The organism is Proteus penneri (genome assembly GCF_003144535.1).
Classification (GTDB): Bacteria; Pseudomonadota; Gammaproteobacteria; order Enterobacterales; family Enterobacteriaceae; genus Proteus; species Proteus penneri.
This window is the reverse complement of the sequence record NZ_PHFJ01000006.1, coordinates 1-18222: the sequence shown is the minus strand read 5'-3', so window position 1 is coordinate 18222 and position 18222 is coordinate 1. Positions and strand designations below refer to the sequence as shown.

Annotated in this window: 16 protein-coding genes and 1 pseudogene; 14 read left to right on the top strand and 3 right to left on the bottom strand. The window is 38.8% G+C overall.

Annotated elements, in window-relative coordinates:
* Positions 1 to 62: 62 nt before the first annotated feature.
* The 7 genes from rmuC to tatC all read left to right on the top strand — a co-directional run bounded on the left by rmuC (position 63) and on the right by tatC (position 6228).
* The gene (gene rmuC, locus CUB63_RS09060; protein ID WP_109847915.1) at positions 63 to 1403 is read left to right on the top strand and encodes a DNA recombination protein RmuC; all 1341 of its coding nucleotides are present in this window, start codon (positions 63 to 65) and stop codon (positions 1401 to 1403) included.
* 83 nt (positions 1404 to 1486) lie between these two features.
* Complete coding sequence (ubiE, locus tag CUB63_RS09055) at positions 1487 to 2242, top strand: bifunctional demethylmenaquinone methyltransferase/2-methoxy-6-polyprenyl-1,4-benzoquinol methylase UbiE (RefSeq protein WP_109847914.1); 756 nt, start codon at positions 1487 to 1489, stop codon at positions 2240 to 2242.
* A 1-nt stretch (position 2243) separates the two neighbouring features.
* Positions 2244 to 2885: a ubiquinone biosynthesis accessory factor UbiJ gene (locus CUB63_RS09050; protein ID WP_006535553.1), complete on the top strand. Its 642-nt coding sequence runs from the start codon at positions 2244 to 2246 to the stop codon at positions 2883 to 2885.
* Positions 2885 to 4522, top strand: coding sequence for a ubiquinone biosynthesis regulatory protein kinase UbiB (gene ubiB / locus CUB63_RS09045; RefSeq protein WP_109399589.1), 1638 nt, complete (start codon positions 2885 to 2887; stop codon positions 4520 to 4522). Before CUB63_RS09050 ends, ubiB begins: the two co-directional genes overlap by 1 nt.
* A gap of 125 nt (positions 4523 to 4647) precedes the next feature.
* Entirely contained in the window at positions 4648 to 4917 is a 270-nt protein-coding gene (gene tatA, locus CUB63_RS09040; RefSeq protein WP_006535549.1) for a twin-arginine translocase TatA/TatE family subunit, read from the top strand.
* Between the two features lie 3 nt (positions 4918 to 4920).
* Positions 4921 to 5436, top strand: coding sequence for a Sec-independent protein translocase protein TatB (gene tatB / locus CUB63_RS09035; protein ID WP_006535548.1), 516 nt, complete (start codon positions 4921 to 4923; stop codon positions 5434 to 5436).
* A gap of 3 nt (positions 5437 to 5439) precedes the next feature.
* Entirely contained in the window at positions 5440 to 6228 is a 789-nt protein-coding gene (gene tatC / locus CUB63_RS09030) for a Sec-independent protein translocase subunit TatC (protein WP_072064497.1), read from the top strand.
* Positions 6229 to 6289: 61 nt separating this feature from the next.
* Here tatC and rfaH read toward each other — a convergent pair whose 3' ends face one another.
* Positions 6290 to 6790 (bottom strand): transcription/translation regulatory transformer protein RfaH, encoded by a 501-nt coding sequence (gene rfaH / locus CUB63_RS09025; RefSeq protein ID WP_109847913.1) that lies wholly within the window; start codon positions 6788 to 6790, stop codon positions 6290 to 6292.
* 286 nt (positions 6791 to 7076) lie between these two features.
* On the opposite strand from rfaH, the gene pepE reads away from it, so the two are divergent.
* The 3 genes and pseudogenes from pepE to fre all read left to right on the top strand — a co-directional run bounded on the left by pepE (position 7077) and on the right by fre (position 10110).
* Positions 7077 to 7802: a dipeptidase PepE gene (gene pepE, locus CUB63_RS09020; protein ID WP_006535545.1), complete on the top strand. Its 726-nt coding sequence runs from the start codon at positions 7077 to 7079 to the stop codon at positions 7800 to 7802.
* 120 nt (positions 7803 to 7922) lie between these two features.
* A complete protein-coding gene (ubiD, locus tag CUB63_RS09015; RefSeq protein WP_036914642.1) occupies positions 7923 to 9392 on the top strand; it encodes a 4-hydroxy-3-polyprenylbenzoate decarboxylase in 1470 nt (489 codons plus the stop codon).
* Positions 9393 to 9407: 15 nt separating this feature from the next.
* A pseudogene (fre, locus tag CUB63_RS09010) lies at positions 9408 to 10110 on the top strand (NAD(P)H-flavin reductase).
* A gap of 149 nt (positions 10111 to 10259) precedes the next feature.
* On the opposite strand, the gene fadA reads toward fre, so the two are convergent.
* Positions 10260 to 11423, bottom strand: a complete 1164-nt coding sequence (fadA, locus tag CUB63_RS09005; protein ID WP_006535539.1) for an acetyl-CoA C-acyltransferase FadA — start codon at positions 11421 to 11423, stop codon at positions 10260 to 10262.
* An 11-nt stretch (positions 11424 to 11434) separates the two neighbouring features.
* Positions 11435 to 13615: a fatty acid oxidation complex subunit alpha FadB gene (gene fadB / locus CUB63_RS09000; protein ID WP_109847912.1), complete on the bottom strand. Its 2181-nt coding sequence runs from the start codon at positions 13613 to 13615 to the stop codon at positions 11435 to 11437.
* A gap of 267 nt (positions 13616 to 13882) precedes the next feature.
* Between fadB and pepQ the strand changes: the two genes are divergently transcribed.
* From pepQ to hemG, 4 genes are read left to right on the top strand one after another with little or no spacing between them, the layout of a single operon-like run.
* Positions 13883 to 15217: a Xaa-Pro dipeptidase gene (gene pepQ, locus CUB63_RS08995; protein ID WP_072064492.1), complete on the top strand. Its 1335-nt coding sequence runs from the start codon at positions 13883 to 13885 to the stop codon at positions 15215 to 15217.
* Positions 15217 to 15837 carry an IMPACT family protein gene (locus tag CUB63_RS08990; RefSeq protein ID WP_006535534.1) on the top strand — a complete coding sequence of 207 codons (621 nt, stop codon included), beginning with the start codon at positions 15217 to 15219 and terminating at the stop codon, positions 15835 to 15837. Before pepQ ends, CUB63_RS08990 begins: the two co-directional genes overlap by 1 nt.
* Before the next feature lie 25 nt (positions 15838 to 15862).
* Positions 15863 to 17314, top strand: a complete 1452-nt coding sequence (trkH, locus tag CUB63_RS08985) for a Trk system potassium transporter TrkH (RefSeq protein WP_072064491.1) — start codon at positions 15863 to 15865, stop codon at positions 17312 to 17314.
* A 20-nt stretch (positions 17315 to 17334) separates the two neighbouring features.
* Entirely contained in the window at positions 17335 to 17865 is a 531-nt protein-coding gene (gene hemG, locus CUB63_RS08980; protein ID WP_072064490.1) for a menaquinone-dependent protoporphyrinogen IX dehydrogenase, read from the top strand.
* The last annotated feature ends 357 nt before the right edge of the window (positions 17866 to 18222 follow it).

Below are 18222 nucleotides of genomic sequence, written 5' to 3'. Positions count from 1 at the left end.
TGCTAGACAATATTATCTATGCGTTTTAACGTAGCCCGCTGGAAAGTAAAAAGGTCACTTTAGTGGATATTCAGTTGTTATATGGGATCATTGGTTTATTAGGTGGGGTACTTGTTGGGGGGGCGCTGGTTTGGTGGTCTATCCAACAACGTTTATCCGATAAAGAAACCATGCTACGTGAAAATCATACACAGCTTGCTATCGCCCAAGAAAAGGCGATGATTATCCCCTCTTTACAACAACATATAGAACAGCTAGAGCAAGAATTACGCGCTCAGAGAGAAATTATTACTTCTCAAGAAGCTGAATTAAGAGAAGTGACAACTCGTTGGGAAGAAAGCCGAATATCCGCAGAGGAAAAACAGCGATTATTAATTAATAGTGAACAACGGCTTGCTACACAGTTTGAGAACTTAGCTAATCGTATTTTCGAACAGAGTGGGCGTAAAGCTGAAGAGTTAAATCGCCAAGGATTAACACATTTACTTTCACCATTTCGTGAACAACTCGAAAGCTTTCGACGACAAGTTCAAGATGGTTTTGGGCAAGAAGCGAGAGAGCGACATACTTTGGTTCATGAAATTCGCCAGCTTCAACAATTAAATGTCAAAATGGCACAAGAAGCGGTGAACCTAACAAATGCCTTAAAAGGGGACAATAAAGTCCAAGGTAATTGGGGTGAAACGGTATTAGCGCGTATATTAGAGTCTTCGGGATTACGTGAAGGTCATGAGTTTGAAACGCAGGTGAGTATTCGCCATGAAAATGGCGGTCGCTATCAACCTGACGTTATTGTGCACTTACCTCATGGCAGAGATGTCATTATCGACGCTAAAATGTCGCTGGTGGCATATGAAAAGTATTTTAGTAGTGATAACGATAGTGAACGTAAACAAGCGCTTTATGCGCATGTGAACTCAATTAAAGCGCATATTAAAGGATTGAGTGTAAAAGATTATCATAAACTACCGGGTGTAACGTCTTTAGACTATGTTTTAATGTTTATACCCATAGAGCCAGCTTATCTTGTTGCAATTGGTCATTCTCCTGACTTGTTAGAAGAAGCATTGAAAAACAATATTATGTTAGTTGGGCCATCTACTTTACTTGTTGCTTTGCGTACAATAGCTGCATTGTGGCGATATGAATATCAAAGTCAAAATGCGCAAGAAATTGCAGACAGAGCGGCTAAAATGTATGACAAATTAAGACTTTTCGTTGATGATATGCAAGGGCTAGGAAACAGTATTCAAAAAGCGCAGTCTGGCTATCTATTAGCGATGAAAAAACTCTCTGAAGGTCGTGGAAATCTTATCAGTCAAGCGGAAGGCTTTAAATCCTTAGGGGTTGAGATAAAAAAAACGATTGATAATGATCTCATTGAAAAATCAGCATCTGATTGATTTGATAAAATAAAGAGATAAAGACTTCTGAAAACGACCAGTACTAAATTTACTAAATTTTGATTAATTAGCGGGCAAATAATATGACTCAACAAACGAAGGAAACAACAGATTTTGGTTTCCAAACCGTTGACAAAGATGATAAACAAACCATGGTTGCAAGGGTTTTTCACTCTGTCGCGTCTAAATATGATTTAATGAATGACTTGATGTCATTTGGTGCTCACCGGATTTGGAAACGTTATACCATTGAAGCTAGTGGTGTAAGACGTAACCAACGCGTTCTTGATCTTGCGGGCGGTACTGGTGATTTAACTGCTAAATTCTCTCGTCTTGTGGGTGAAAATGGGGAAGTGGTTTTAGCTGATATTAATGACTCAATGTTGAAAATGGGACGTGAGAAGCTACGCGATCACGGTATTGTGGGTAATGTTAACTACGTACAAGCGAATGCTGAAGAATTACCTTTCCCTGACAACCATTTTGATTGTATCACTATCTCCTTTGGCTTACGTAATGTGACCGATAAAGCAAAAGCTTTACGTTCAATGTTTCGTGTATTAAAGCCAGGTGGACGCCTGCTGGTGCTGGAGTTTTCTAAACCTGTACTTGAACCTTTAAGCAAGATTTATGACGCTTACTCTTTCCATATCCTACCCAAAATTGGTCAAGTGATTGTAAATGATGCTGAAAGTTACCGTTATTTAACTGAATCAATTCGCATGCATCCAGACCAAGAAACATTAAAAGGTATGATGGAAGAAGCGGGATTTGATCAAGTTACCTATACCAATATGACTGGAGGTATAGTTGCATTACACAAAGGATTTAAATTCTGAGATGGAAAAAGCCACTTTTTCTCATGATATTGCCTCTCAAGTACTGTATCCGCTGTTAACGGCATCCATGGAGACAGCACTTAATCATGTTTTATATCAGGAAAATGTGCTTAAACCTGCCCGCAATCGCCTTGCGGGCAAAGTGTTGGCGCTTTCTATCAATGAGTTTCCTCGTTCCATTTACTTAGTCTTTAGCGAACAACAAGTTGATGTGTTAAGTCAGTGGGATGATGAAATTGATTGTTTGATAAAAACAAAACTATTAACTTTGATTAAGCTTCGTGACCGTCAAAAAATGTCAGAACTAATCAATCGTGGCGATATCACTATTGATGGTGATATGCAGGTTGTTCAAAATTGGTCTGCATTATTAGATATGGCACAGTGGGACCCTGCGCAATATTTAGCACCTTATATTGGTGACATTGCGGCGCAAAGCCTGACTGTTGTTGCAGGAAAGGGCGTTCAGTTATTTTCTGCACTCTTAAATCATCAAAAAGATTATTTGCGCGACGCGTTAATTGAAGAGTGGAAAACCGCACCTAGTGCATTAGAAACCGTCCATTTTTATGATGAAATAGAAGAAGTTGCACAGCAAACTGCCGAGCTGGAAAAACGGTTAGGCTTATTGGAGAAAAAATAATGCTCCTTAGTGAGTTAAAGCGCCTCTATCATATTATTCAGGTATTTTTATCTTATGGGCTTGATGAGTTAATTCCTAAGCATCGAATTACTTTACCTGCAAGATTAGGATGCCGAGCACTATTTTGGATCAAAAATCAACATCCAGAAAAACCATTAGGTGAACGCTTACGACTCGCATTGCAAACATTAGGGCCTGTTTGGATTAAATTAGGTCAAATGTTATCAACTCGACGTGATCTCTTTCCTCCTCAAATTGCTGACCAACTCGCTTTATTGCAAGACAAAGTTGCTCCTTTTGATGGTAAGAAAGCACGACAATATATTGAAAAATCATTTGGTGGCCCTATTGACCAATGGTTTGATGATTTTGATGAAACCCCATTGGCTTCTGCTTCTATAGCGCAGGTTCACACTGCAAAATTAAAAGAAAACGGCAAAGAAGTGGTACTCAAGGTTATTCGTCCCGATATTCAACCAGTGATTAAAGCGGATATCCGTTTGATGTATCGCTTGGCAAACTTATTACCGTTTTTACCTGATGGTCGTCGTTTACGACCAAAAGAGGTGATCCGCGAATATGAAAAAACATTACTTGATGAGCTAAATTTACTGCGTGAAGCTGCAAATGCTATTCAGCTACGTCGTAATTTTGAAAATAGCTCGATGTTGTATATTCCTGAAGTGTATTCAGATTATTGTCATGAAAACGTGATGGTCATGGAGCGTATTTATGGTATTCCCGTTTCTGACATTGAAGCGTTGAATGCACAAAAGACGAATATGAAACTTCTTGCGGAGCGAGGTGTAAAAGTCTTTTTTACTCAGGTGTTTAGAGACAGTTTTTTCCATGCTGATATGCATCCAGGTAATGTGTTTATTAGTTATGATCACCCTGAGAATCCATATTATATCGGCATTGATTGCGGTATCGTTGGCTCATTAAATAAAGAAGATAAACGCTATTTAGCTGAAAACTTTTTAGCTTTCTTTAACCGTGATTATCGAAAAGTTGCAGAATTACATGTTGATTCAGGCTGGGTACCAGCAGATACCAATGTAGAAGATTTTGAATTTGCGATCCGCACGGTATGTGAACCGATTTTTGAAAAACCTCTGTCTGAGATCTCATTTGGACATGTGTTACTTAATCTGTTTAATACTGCACGTCGTTTCAATATGGAAGTACAACCGCAGTTAGTTTTACTTCAAAAAACATTGCTTTATGTTGAAGGGCTTGGGCGTCAGTTATATCCACAATTGGATTTATGGAAAACGGCAAAACCGTTTTTAGAAGATTGGTTGCATAGTCAAATTGGTATCACGGCTTTAGTGAATGGTATAAAGAGTAAAGCGCCTTACTGGATTGAAAAAATGCCAGAGATACCTGAGCTGGTTTATGATAGTCTGAAGCAACATAAAAATATGAAGTTAACGCTAGATAAATTGACGGAACAAATAAGTTCGCAAAGAGTCAAACATAGACAGTCTCTATTTTTATTGGGTATAGGTACAACACTGTTTTTATGCGGTAGCCTGTTTTTTGTTTCTGGTTTTAAAACATTATTCAGTGTTTTTATCAGTTTAGGCCTTCTTGCATGGATTTTGGGTTGGTTTAGATCTGGTAATCCACAATAAAAACACATCAAAGTTTGTCTTTGAGCAAGTTAAAAGATGAATTCGAGATTCCCGAAAATTGAATTCGTTGTATATAATGGGCACTGTTATTAAGTATAACCCCGAAAATAGTTGAGGAACATAAAATGGGCGGTATTAGCATTTGGCAATTACTTATCATTGCTGTCATCGTTGTTTTATTATTTGGTACAAATAAACTGCGCACATTGGGCTCAGATTTAGGTGCATCAGTAAAAGGCTTTAAAAAAGCGATTGGTGATGAAGCTGCAGATAAAGACACCAACAACGCTGAAAAAACAAATAACGACGCAGATTTTGATACTAAAAATTTAGCGCAGAAGACTTCAACAGAAGAGAAGTCTACAACTGAGAGCAAAAACAAAGAGCAGGTATAAACCGTGTTTGACATTGGTTTTAGTCAGCTGCTATTGGTCATGGTGATTGGTCTTGTTTTTCTGGGGCCAGAACGTTTGCCCGTAGCAGTAAAAACAATTGCTGGCTGGGTAAGAGCGCTACGCTCTTTGGCTGCGAATGTGCAAAATGAACTGACTCAAGAACTAAAACTTCAAGAACTCCAAGAGAGCTTGAAAAAAGTTGAAGAGAAAGCGAATTTACAAACATTATCACCAGAGCTGAAGGCGTCTATGGATGAGTTAAAAGAGGCTGCACAGTCTTTAAAACAAACTTATCAAGCACCTACAACGCCAGATCCCACTAAAGAGCAGTCTGTAAAAACCGACTCTACGGAACCTTCACCTTCTGATTTAGCCGCACTTGCTGAAGCTAATGAAGTTAATGATGATGCTAATCGCCATAAACCTGTGGCAGAAAGTGTTACAAAGACAGAAGTTCCTGTTACTCAGCCAGTAACAATAGAGAAAAAAACAACTGATCAGGTCAATGGTGAGCATTAAAACATGGCAGTAAATGATACCCAACCGCTGATCAGCCATTTAATAGAATTACGCAAGCGTTTGATGTATAGCTTGGTGTCAGTTCTTGTGGTTTTTTTAGCGCTGGTTTATTTTTCTAACGATATCTATCAATTAGTCTCGGCTCCATTACTTGATAAGTTGCCACAAGGGTCAAATATGAGTGCGACAGATGTTGCCTCTACATTTTTGACTCCGATTAAATTGACAATCATGGTATCCGTTTTTGCTTCTGTACCTGTTATTCTTTATCAGGTATGGGCTTTCATCGCACCAGCATTGTATAAACACGAACGTCGCTTAATGCTGCCATTACTTGTTTCAAGTACAGTATTATTCTATCTCGGTATGGCGTTTGCTTATTTTGTTGTGTTCCCTCTTGCGTTTGGTTTCTTTGTTAATACAACCCCAGAAGGGGTTAACTTTATTCCAGATATCAGTAAGTATCTCAGCTTCGTGATGACGCTCTTTATGGCGTTTGGTGCGGCGTTTGAAGTACCTATTGCGATTATTTTACTGTGCTGGAGTGGTGTAACGACACCCGATGCGTTAAAGAAAAAACGTCCTTATATTCTTGTGGGTGCCTTTGTTGTTGGTATGGTATTGACACCTCCAGATGTTTTCTCTCAAACCTTATTAGCAATACCTATGTACTTACTGTTTGAAATTGGTGTCATGGTATCGCGTTTTTATGTGGGTAATGGCCGAAGAAAAACACCTGAAGAAGAAGCTGAAGAAGCAGAGGCGGAAGCTGAAACAGAGCAACAAAAATAATTTTAGAAACAATTTTCTAAAATCATATGATATTAGCCCAGCAATAGCTGGGTTAATTTTTTTAGGGGAACTCTTTTTTAAATTCTTTATTACTCACTGATTTTTTCACTTCGCTATTTAATATATTTAAAAGCAAAATTGAGCGAGCCTCACCATCAGGCTCTTGATATATAGCTTGGAGCCCTTGAAAAATACCCTCTGTAATTAACACACTATCACCACTATGAGGTACATTTTCTTCACTGTAAGAGAGAGTAGAAAGCTGAGGTATCTGCAGTGTATCAATCACATCTTGAGGCACTGTGACAGGATATTTCCCAAAGCGAACAAACGAGCTCACTCCACGTGTTGAGTTAATGGTCGTGGTATGGATCACTTCAGGATCAAACTCGATAAAAAGGTAATTAGGAAAAAGAGGCTCGGTTACCGCAGTGCGCTTTCCTCTTACTATTTTTTCTATGGTTACGAACGGTGTGAAACAGCCCACTTGCTGACGTTCTAAGTGTTCGATAGCACGAGGGATTTGTCCTCGTTTACAATACAGCAAGTACCAATTTTTCATAGTAGAGACAATAAGTTAGTTGATTTTAATTTACGAAATAATAGCAAATTTATCGTTGAGGTAACAGCTATCTATTGAGGTTAAATAAAAAATAGCTTAACGCGACCTTATACTAGAAAAAATAGAAAAGCTGTGTTCATACGCAATAAAAGAGGTCATTTTTGTTAGTTTCAATTGGATCTCAGATAGAGGTAACAAGTTGACAAAAAAGTGATGGTAAAAACAAGAAAAAGCTTTCAAGATAATTATCTTAGAATTCTATTCATAATTATAAAGAGGTTCTGTAATGGAAGTTTTTTTATTAAGTAACGGAAAAATTGCCGGGGATCCACGTTGGTTAAGTTATGCAAAAGATAATATCGATAGCATGATCAAAAAACGTGGTATTCGTTCTGCTGTATTAATTGCCTATGCTGTTATTCGTTCTGATCATGACCAACGTGCTCGTGATTTATCAGAAGTGTTAGGTATTGAAGTGACTTGTATTGAGCATTTCGATTCAGAAGTTGATGCAATCAATAATGCGGAATGTATTTTAGTTAGCGGTGGTAATACTTGGTTATTAAACCAAATGTTGCATGAAAAAGGATTAGTTGTTCCTATTCAACGAGCTGTCCGTGAACGTAATATTCCTTATATTGGTTGGAGTGCAGGTTGTAACGTTGCAACCCCGACAATTCGTACCACTAATGATATGCCAGTACGTTCCTCTGTTATTATGCCATCGCTTGGTTTATTCCCTGTTCAAATTAACCCACATTATATTGATGCTTCTATTAGTGGCCATATGGGTGAAACACGCGATGAGCGTATTGCCGAGTTTTGTGCTATTAACCCTGAAGAGATTGTTGTGGCTATCCGTGAAGGTAGTTACTTACATATTCAAGGTGAAGAATTACATTATTACAGCGCTAAAAATGAAGGTTTTAAAATCTTCCAACATGGAAAAACATTCCCTGAACAGTTTGATACAAAATTACTTTCAGAGTGGGTTCCATTCCGCTGTTTATAAGTATCGTGAACGCTACTAAATAAAAAGCATTGCATTTTAGTGAGTTATGCGTTTAGCTTATAGCGTCTCAAAGAGGGCATTGTCCCTCTTTTCTTTCACTCACTGGCTCGTAAGATTATGATGAAATACCGCGATTTAAGAGATTTCCTTTCATTACTAGAAGAAAAAGGTGAATTAAAACGTATCACCTATGAAATAGATCCCTACCTTGAAATGACCGAAATAGCGGACAGAACTTTACGTGCCGGTGGGCCAGCACTGTTGTTTGAAAATCCTAAAGGGTATGATATGCCAGTGCTTTGTAACTTATTTGGCACACCTGAGCGTGTGGCAATGGGAATGGGGCAAGATGATGTTAAAGCCTTACACGAAGTTGGAAAGTTATTAGCTTTTCTAAAAGAGCCTGATCCTCCGAAAGGTTTTCGTGATCTCTTCGATAAGTTACCTAAATTTAAGCAAGTTTTAAATATGCCAACAAAACGCTTAAGTAAAGCACCTTGTCAGGAAGTCGTTTTAACGGGTGATGATGTTGATTTAACAAAGATCCCCGTTATGCATTGTTGGCCTGAAGATGCAGCACCTTTGATTACTTGGGGATTAACGGTGACTCGTGGCCCATTAAAAGAGCGCCAAAATCTGGGTATTTATCGCCAGCAAGTGCTGGGTAAAAATAAAGTGATTATGCGCTGGTTATCGCATCGTGGTGGTGCGTTAGATTTTCAAGAATGGTGTCAAAAACATCCCGGTGAGCGATTTCCTGTATCTGTGGCATTAGGAGCTGATCCTGCTACTATTTTAGGTGCCGTAACACCAGTACCCGATACATTATCTGAATATGCATTTGCTGGATTATTGCGGGGTAATAAATCAGAAGTTGTAAAATGCCTATCCAATGATCTTGAAGTGCCAGCAAGTGCTGAGATTATCCTTGAAGGTTACATTGAACCAGGCGAATTAGCCCCAGAAGGGCCATATGGCGATCACACAGGATATTATAATGAGATTGACTCTTTTCCTGTGTTTACCATTACGCATTTAACGCGCCGTAAAGATGCAATTTATCACTCCACCTATACAGGGCGCCCACCTGATGAGCCCGCAGTATTAGGTGTTGCATTGAATGAAGTGCTTGTTCCGATATTACAAAAACAGTTTCCTGAGATTGTAGATTTTTATTTACCCCCTGAAGGATGTTCTTACCGTTTAGCCGTTGTGACAATGAAGAAACAGTATGCGGGTCATGCTAAACGCGTAATGATGGGTGTTTGGTCTTACTTACGGCAATTTATGTACACAAAATTTGTGATTGTTTGCGATGATGATGTCAATGCAAGAGATTGGAAAGACGTGATTTGGGCAATCACGACCAGAATGGACCCTGCGAGAGATACCATTATGATGGAAAATACGCCTATTGATTATCTCGACTTCGCTTCACCTGTTTCAGGATTAGGATCAAAAATGGGTCTTGATGCGACCAACAAATGGCCTGGTGAGACAGATAGAGAATGGGGTAGACCTATTGTGATGTCTGATGAAGTTAAGCAACGAGTCGATACTATTTGGGAACAGCTCGATATTCTTAAATAATAACAGAGGAACAACATGGCAATACTGAATTGTAAAGTCTCACTTGTTGAGCCGATGACAGATACGGTTTATCGGGTAAGGCTATTACCCGATGGCGAATTTGATTTTCAGGCTGGGCAATATCTTTTAGCCGTTATGGATGAACGTGATAAACGCCCTTTTTCTATTGCATCTATACCTGAAAATAAAGACTTTATTGAACTTCATATTGGTGCGTCTGAACTCAATCTTTATGCGATGGCAGTGCTTGATGTGATATTAGAAAAACAGCAGCTTACCATTGATATTCCTCATGGAAATGCGTGGTTTAAAAAAGAGAGTCAACGTCCTTTACTATTAATTGCTGGCGGTACGGGATTTTCTTATACCCACTCAATTTTATTGGCTGCATTAGCTGAAAACCCACAACGCTCTATTACGATTTATTGGGGGGGGAAGAGAAAGCGTTCACCTCTATGACCTTAATGAATTACAAGAATTATCAGAATTGCATCCATCTTTAACGGTTGTGCCTGTCGTCGAGCAACCGGATGAAAATTGGCGAGGCCGAAAAGGTACGGTATTAACGGCGATAAGCGAAGATTTTGGCGATTTATCAGAATATGATATTTATATCGCAGGGCGTTTTGAGATGGCTAAAATTGCCAGAGATCGTTTTTGTAATGAGCGCAATGCAGATAAAACACGCTTATTTAGCGATGCTTTTGAATTTATCTGATAAAACGATAATATCCCATCATTTGTTATTATTTTCGTTTTTAAAACCATAAAAAAACCCGCCCCTGACGGCGGGAAAATGGTTTCTAACCATGCAATCGAAGTGAATACTTTCCCAACGATAAGAACGTGGATAGGCAGAATGCCGTATTAAACACGTTCTATAATCGTTGCAATACCTTGTCCTAATCCAATACACATTGTGGCTAAGCCAAACTGCGCATCTTTACGCTCCATAATATTTAATAATGACGTGGTTATTCGAGATCCAGAGCAACCTAAAGGATGTCCTAAGGCAATCGCTCCACCATTTAAATTAATTTTGTCATCAATACTATCGAGTAAATTCATTTTCTTCATGCAAGCTAATGACTGTGCGGCAAAAGCTTCATTTAGCTCAAAAATATCAATATCACCTAATGTTAATCCTGCTTTTTTCAATGCGATTTCTGTTGCAGGAACTGGGCCATAACCCATAATTGCGGGATCACACCCTGTAACAGCCATAGCACGAATAACAGCTCGAGGCTTTAAATTGTGCTCTTTCGCATAACGTTCACTGGTAATAAACATCGCTGATGCGCCATCCGAAACTGCGGATGAATTTCCGGCTGTTACAGAGCCTGTTGCGGGATCAAATACAGGTTTCAGTTGTGCTAAATCATCAAGACTTGGGTTATAACGAATAACTTCGTCATTTTTGACATTGATGAAATTACCTGCTGCATCATGACCATTGATAGCCACTATCTCATTATTAAAATAGCCTTGCTGTGTTGCAATCGCTGCTAAATGGTGTGAGCGATAAGCAAATTTATCTTGCTCTTCGCGTGAAATTTGGAATGACTTTGCTAGCATTTCTGCTGTTAAGCCCATAGAAAATGAGGCTTTAGCAACAGAAAGATTAAGAGATGGATTAAAATCTGCATTATAAGTCATTGGCACATGACCCATATGTTCAACACCACCAATTAATGCTACTTGGCTATCACCAAGCATAATTTGGCGGGCGCCATCATGTAATGCTTGCATTGATGAACCACATAAGCGATTAACCGTGACAGCTGGCACTTTATGAGGAAGTTCGGCTAATAATGCAGCGTTACGTGCAATATTGAAACCTTGTTCTAAGGTTTGCTGTACGCAACCCCAAATTACATCACCAATATCATTAGGATTAATATTAGGATTACGTTTTAGTAGTGCTTGCATCAGGTGAGCAGAGAGGTTTTCTGCTCTAACATGGCGAAAAGCACCACCTTTAGAGCGTCCCATAGGAGTACGAATACCATCAATTATGACAACCTTTTCCATTTCATCTCTCCTTAAGCGAGTTCTCTGATGTTAACATCTACTTTTACGGGTTTTGGATAATAGGTTTCGTTGTGTTGCGCTTTTTGTTTTAAGCTTTCAGGGATTTGATAGAGTGGCCCTAATGACGCATATTGTTGTGCATCTGCAACAAATTTCGCTGTTCCAATAGTATCGAGGTAACGGAATACACCACCACGGAAAGGAGGGAAGCCTAAGCCATATACTAGTGCGATATCAGCTTCGGCTGGTGAAGCAATAATGCCTTCATCTAGACAACGAATAACTTCATTGATCATTGGGATCATCATGCGAGCGATAATTGCGTCTTGGCTAAACTCTTGTGTTTTGCCTGCATTTTGCTGAATAAGCGTTTGAATTTGACCATCAACAGATTTCTGTTTTTTACCCCGTTTATCAACAGAGTAATTATAGAAACCATGATTATTTTTCTGACCATATCGCTGTTGCTCATATAAAAGAGCAATAGCATCTCGCTCAATCGTCCCCATTCTGTCAGGGAAACCTTGAGCCATAACAGCTTGAGCATGATTAGCTGTATCAATACCCACAACATCAAGTAAATAAGCTGGACCCATTGGCCAACCAAATACTTTTTCCATCACCTTATCAACAGCAATAAAATCAGCACCGTCTCTTAGTAATAGAGAAAAACCCGCAAAATAAGGAAAAAGGACTCTGTTTACAAAAAAGCCGGGACAATCATTAACGATGATCGGTGTTTTTCCCATTTTGCTTGCATAACTCACAATACGGTTAATGGTCTCTTCACTGGTTTTTTCACCTTTAATAATTTCCACTAAAGGCATGCGATGGACAGGATTAAAGAAATGCATACCACAGAAATTTTCTGGGCGCTTTAAGGATCTTGCGAGCAATGAGATAGGTATCGTTGAGGTATTGGAAGCAAGGATCGCGTTATCGGCTAATAATGCTTCTGTTTCAGCAAGTACAGTTGCTTTTACTTTTGGATTTTCAACAACGGCTTCAACCACAATATCGACATCGCTGATAGCGGCATAATTTAGTGTTGGTTGAATAGAGGCGAGCGTTTTTGCCATATCTACGGCACTCATTCGACCTTTTTCTTGACGTTTTTGTAGCAGGCTTAACGCTTCATTCATTCCCAGCTCAAGGGATTTTAGGTTAATATCCTTCATGACAACAGGGATACCTTTTAAGGCAGATTGGTAGGAAATCCCACCCCCCATGATCCCCGCACCTAATACAGCAGCCTGTTTAGGCAATTCGGCATGCCGTTTTTTGGTGATATTTTTGACGTACTGATCATTAAGGAAAATACCAACTAAGGCTTTTGCAACATCAGTGCGTGTGAGCTTAACAAAGTTTTCAGTTTCGAGAGCCAGCGCTTCATCTCTATTTAGGAAGGCTGCTTTTTCAATCGTTTTTACTGCGGTGATAGGCGCAGGATAGTGAGGGCCTGCTACTTTCATCACCATACCTTTAGCCACACTGAAAGACATTTTGTGTTCAAGCTCTGTCAGTCTTAATGGCGCTGTTTTGGGATGACGTGCCGCTTTCCAATCAATTTGACCGTCAATCATTTGTTCGATTAATGAAATAGCACTCTCTTTTAAATTTTCTAAAGGAATAATTGCTTGAATTAATCCATTTTGAAGTGCTGTTTGAGCATCAATATCCTTACCGGCAGTAATAATTTCTAATGCATTATCGACACCGATCAAACGAGGAAGACGTACTGAACCGCCAAAGCCCGGCATGATCCCAAGTTTTGTTTCTGGCAAACCGATACGTAAATCAGGAGAAGCAATACGAAAATCAGTAGCAAGTACGCACTCACAGCCGCCACCAAGTGCATAGCCATTGATAGCGGAAATAGTAGGAACAGGTAAGTCTTCAAGTCGACTAAAAATCTGATTAGAGAAATGTAGCCACTGAGTCAATTCTTCTTCAGGGGCATCAAATAGGGACAGAAACTCAGTGATGTCAGCACCGACAATAAAGGTAGGTTTTTCAGAACGTAAAATAACACCTTTTAGATCTTGTGTTGCCTCTAATACGGTTAAAGCTTCGCTTAGCATCGCAACTGTTTTGGTATCTAATTTATTAATAGAGCCTTTGGCGTTAAAAACGAGTTCAACAATACCTTGTTTCACCCAATCGACTTGAATATTTTCGCTTTGATAGAGCATTTGTATTCTCCCTAAAAGTATAGACTGGTATGACCAGATAGTGAGAGTGTGAATACAATGTTAAATAAATGCAAATTATTGATTAAAAAACTGCAAGAGGGATCACAGTAAAATTATTTAACTTATTGAATTTTATATTGTTGCTCTATTTGATAAAAATAAGTGAAATAAATCGCTAATAATCTATTTTTGTTATGGTGTTAGCCACTAAAAGAGTTGGCGTGTTAAGCTGAATCATTAACAATGAATAAGATAAGGTAATTAATAATGGAAAAATTGCTCTCTCTGTACCAAGAACATATCAAAACTCTACAAAATCGTACTCGTGATGCTTTATCCAGACACCATCTTGATTCTGTATTAATTCATTCTGGTGAACCTATCCGTGTTTTCCTTGATGACAGTGATTATCCTTTTAAAGTGAATGCTCACTTTAAAGCATGGGTGCCTGTAACAGATGTACCACATTGTTGGTTATTAGCGGATGGCGTTAATAAACCTAAATTATGGTTCTATTCTCCTGTTGACTATTGGCACAGTGTTGAAGCTTTACCAAGTAGCTATTGGACGCATGAAATTGAGCTAATTCATCTCAAAAATGTTGATGATATTCAAAAAGAGTTAGCACCTTATATTAATAAAAATACCGCTTATATTGGCCCAAATACACAGCGAGCAGAATCATTAGGTGTGAGTATTGATAATATCAACAAGCAATCTCTTCTTGATTATTATCATTACTATCGTGCCTATAAAACAGGTTATGAATTAGCTTGTATGCGTGAAGCACAAAAAATGGCTGTCAACGGGCATATTGCCGCTCGAGAAGCTTTTCAAGCGGGATTAAGTGAATTTGATATTAATATGGCGTATTTAATGGCTACGGGTCATCGTGATACCGATGTTCCTTACGGTAATATTGTCGCCTTAAATGAACATGCCGCTGTTTTACATTACACAAAACTAGATCATGAATCACCGGATGAATATCGTAGTTTCCTTATTGATGCAGGGGCTGAATATAATGGTTATGCTGCTGATATAACTCGTACTTATAGCGCAAAAGAAAATCATGAATTTACTTCGTTAGTTAAAGATATGAATGATGCACAACAATCGTTGATTGCAACAATGAAAGCGGGTGTGCGTTATACTGAATACCATGTTCAAATGCATCAACGTATTGCAGGGCTACTTAATAAGTACGGTATTGTTAAAGGCGTGAGTGAAGAAGAGATGGTAAGTGCTGGGTTAACTACACCATTTTTACCTCATGGTTTAGGGCATGCTTTAGGTCTGCAAGTTCATGATGCGGCAGGATTTATGCAAGATGATAAAGGAACTCATTTAGCGGCTCCTGCAATGTATCCATTCTTACGTTGCACTCGTATTGTTGAACCAGGCATGGTATTAACCATTGAACCTGGATTTTACTTCATCGATTCTTTATTAGAGCCTTGGAAAGAAGGAAAATACAGTACTCATTTCAATTGGAAGCTTATTGAGCATTTCAAACCATTTGGTGGCATTCGTATTGAAGATAATATTATTATCCACGATAACAAAATTGAAAATATGACCAGAGACTTACACTTAGCCTGATGAAAGCGTATTTGATCCCCGCTGAAACTGTAGAATTCAGTGAAGAAATAAAGAAGAGTCGTTTTATTACATTTATTGCTCACACTGAAGGTATTGATTCAGCAAAAGCTTATATCCAGTCTATCAAAGAGCAATTTCCTGATGCCCGACACCACTGTTGGGCTTTTGTTGCAGGAAGGCCCGATGATTCACAACAGTTAGGTTTTTCTGATGATGGCGAGCCAACAGGTACGGCGGGAAAACCTATTCTTGCACCTCTTTTAGGGAGTGGAATGGGAGAAGTTACCGCCGTGGTTGTTCGGTATTTCGGTGGGATCAAATTAGGAACCGGTGGGTTAGTTAGAGCTTATGGTAGTGGCGTTCAACAAGCATTAAAGCTTTTGCCAACAAAAACGAAAGTGCCACAGTTACGTTTTAGTGTAGCGTGTGAATATTCACTTGTTTCATTATTTGAACAAGTCGTTGAACAATATCATGGGCAAGTACTTTCAAGTGAATATACTGATAAAGTTACTTTTATACTTTCATTGCCTGCAGTGCATAGCGGTGAAGTTGAAGTTAAACTACGTGATATAAGTCGTGGCAGTATGCAATTAATCCCGTTAGATAAAAATGAATAATCTTTGCTATCAAGGAAATCGCTAAATGCATTTTCGTTCAATAACCCGTATTGTCGGACTGCTTGTTATCTTATTTTCTGTCACGATGATCATTCCTGGTATTGTCGCACTAATATATCGAGATGGTGCAGGGCGTGCATTTAGCCAAACATTTATTGTAGCGTTGATCATTGGGTTAATGCTGTGGATCCCCAACCGACATAAAAAAAGTGAGCTTAAACCTAAAGAAGGTTTTTTGATTGTTGTCTTATTTTGGACAGTACTGGGTAGTGTTGGGGCATTGCCGTTTATCTTTTCTGAACAACCTCATCTTTCTATTACCGATGCCTTTTTTGAATCATTCTCAGGACTAACTACAACAGGTGCCACAACGCTTGTAGGGCTAGATTCATTGCCTAAAGCTATTTTATTTTATCGACAAATGCTTCAATGGTTAGGGGGAATGGGGATCATTGTCTTAGCTGTCGCTATTCTTCCTCTTTTAGGTGTTGGGGGAATGCAGCTCTATCGTGCAGAAATGCCGGGGCCATTGAAAGATAATAAAATGCGACCTCGAATTGCAGAAACAGCAAAAGCACTTTGGCTTATCTATGTTTTATTAACGATCATTTGTGCTTTAGCATTATGGATTGCAGGCATGGATGTGTTTGATGCAATTTCTCATAGTTTTTCAACTATTGCGATTGGTGGATTTTCTACTCATGATGCCAGTATTGGTTATTTTAATAGTCCAACCATTAACATCATTATTGGTGTATTCCTTCTGATCTCTGGTTGTAACTTTGGTTTGCACTTTGCCGTACTAACAGGAAGAAGCTTAAATATCTATTGGCGTGATCCTGAATTTCGTATGTTTATCTCAATTCAATTGGGATTAGTCATTATCTGCAGCGGTATTCTTTGGCTTTATTCTGTATATGATTCTGGATGGATAACCATAAATCAGGCCTTTTTCCAAGTTGTTTCTATGGCGACAACAGCGGGCTTTGCCACGGATAGTTTTGCACAATGGCCTGCATTTTTACCTCTTCTATTATTATGTTCGGCATTTATTGGTGGTTGTGCGGGATCAACAGGCGGGGGATTGAAAGTCATTCGTATTTTGCTTTTATTTCTACAAGGCAATCGTGAATTAAAACGTCTTGTTCACCCGAATGCAGTTTATACCATCAAACTTGGTCACCGAGCATTACCCGAACGTATTATTGAAGCCGTGTGGGGATTTTTCTCTGCTTATGCATTGGTATTTATTATTAGCTTAATGTTGTTGATAGCGACAGGCGTTGATGAATTTTCTGCATTTTCTGCTATTGCTACCACATTAAATAATCTTGGTCCTGGATTAGGTATTGTTGCTGACAACTTCACGACAATGAATCCAGCGGCAAAATGGATATTGGTCGTAACAATGTTATTTGGACGACTAGAAGTTTTCACACTATTGGTTTTATTTACCCCAACGTTTTGGCGTGATTAACCTAATACAAGGAGTAATGTATGAGCGCGCTATTATTGTATTGTAGTACTGATGGTCAAACTAAAAAGATAATGACACAAATCGCAAATGAATTAAGACAACACGGTCATGAATGCGATGTGAGAGATTTAACCTCTGTTCAGCAGAGTTTAAATTTATCTGCTTATAATAAAGTTTTAGTGGGTGCTTCTATTCGTTATGGTTACTTTAATAAAGCTCTCGATAAATTTATCACTCGTCATCTTGTTCAATTGAATAGTATGCCGTCCGCATTCTTTGGCGTTAATCTTACGGCAAGAAAAGCAGAAAAGAATACACCTGAGACGAATGCTTATATGCGTAAGTTTCTAGATAAGACTCCATGGAAACCAACGTTAACGGGTGTATTTGCTGGTGCACTTTTTTATCCTCGCTATAAATGGATTGATAGAGTCATGATCCAGTTAATTATGAAGATGACTAAAGGTGAAACGGATCCTACAAAAGAAATTGAATATACAGATTGGAATAAAGTAAGCGAATTTGCGACGCATTTTGCCAAAATTGAGTGATATTTAATCTTTTTTGTGGGGTTTTTATACGTCTTGTTGGAGTTTTGACCGAACAGAAAATTATTTTAAAAAAACACTTGCGCTAATCCGAGATCTCCCTATAATGCGCATCCACTGACCGGCGATGAGCAAACAACAAGCCACGCAGGACAGTGAAGAGAAAAGAAAAAGTTTGAAAAAACTCTTGACTCTTCATAGGAATAGCGTAATATACGCCTCCTCGCAACAACGCAGAAGGCCGGAAACGGCAGCGAAGGTTGCACTGCTCTTTAACAAATTATCAGACAATCTGTGTGGGCACTCGCAGAGACGATATCTTCTAAAATATTAGATGTATCAAGTCTTGAAGAGTGAACA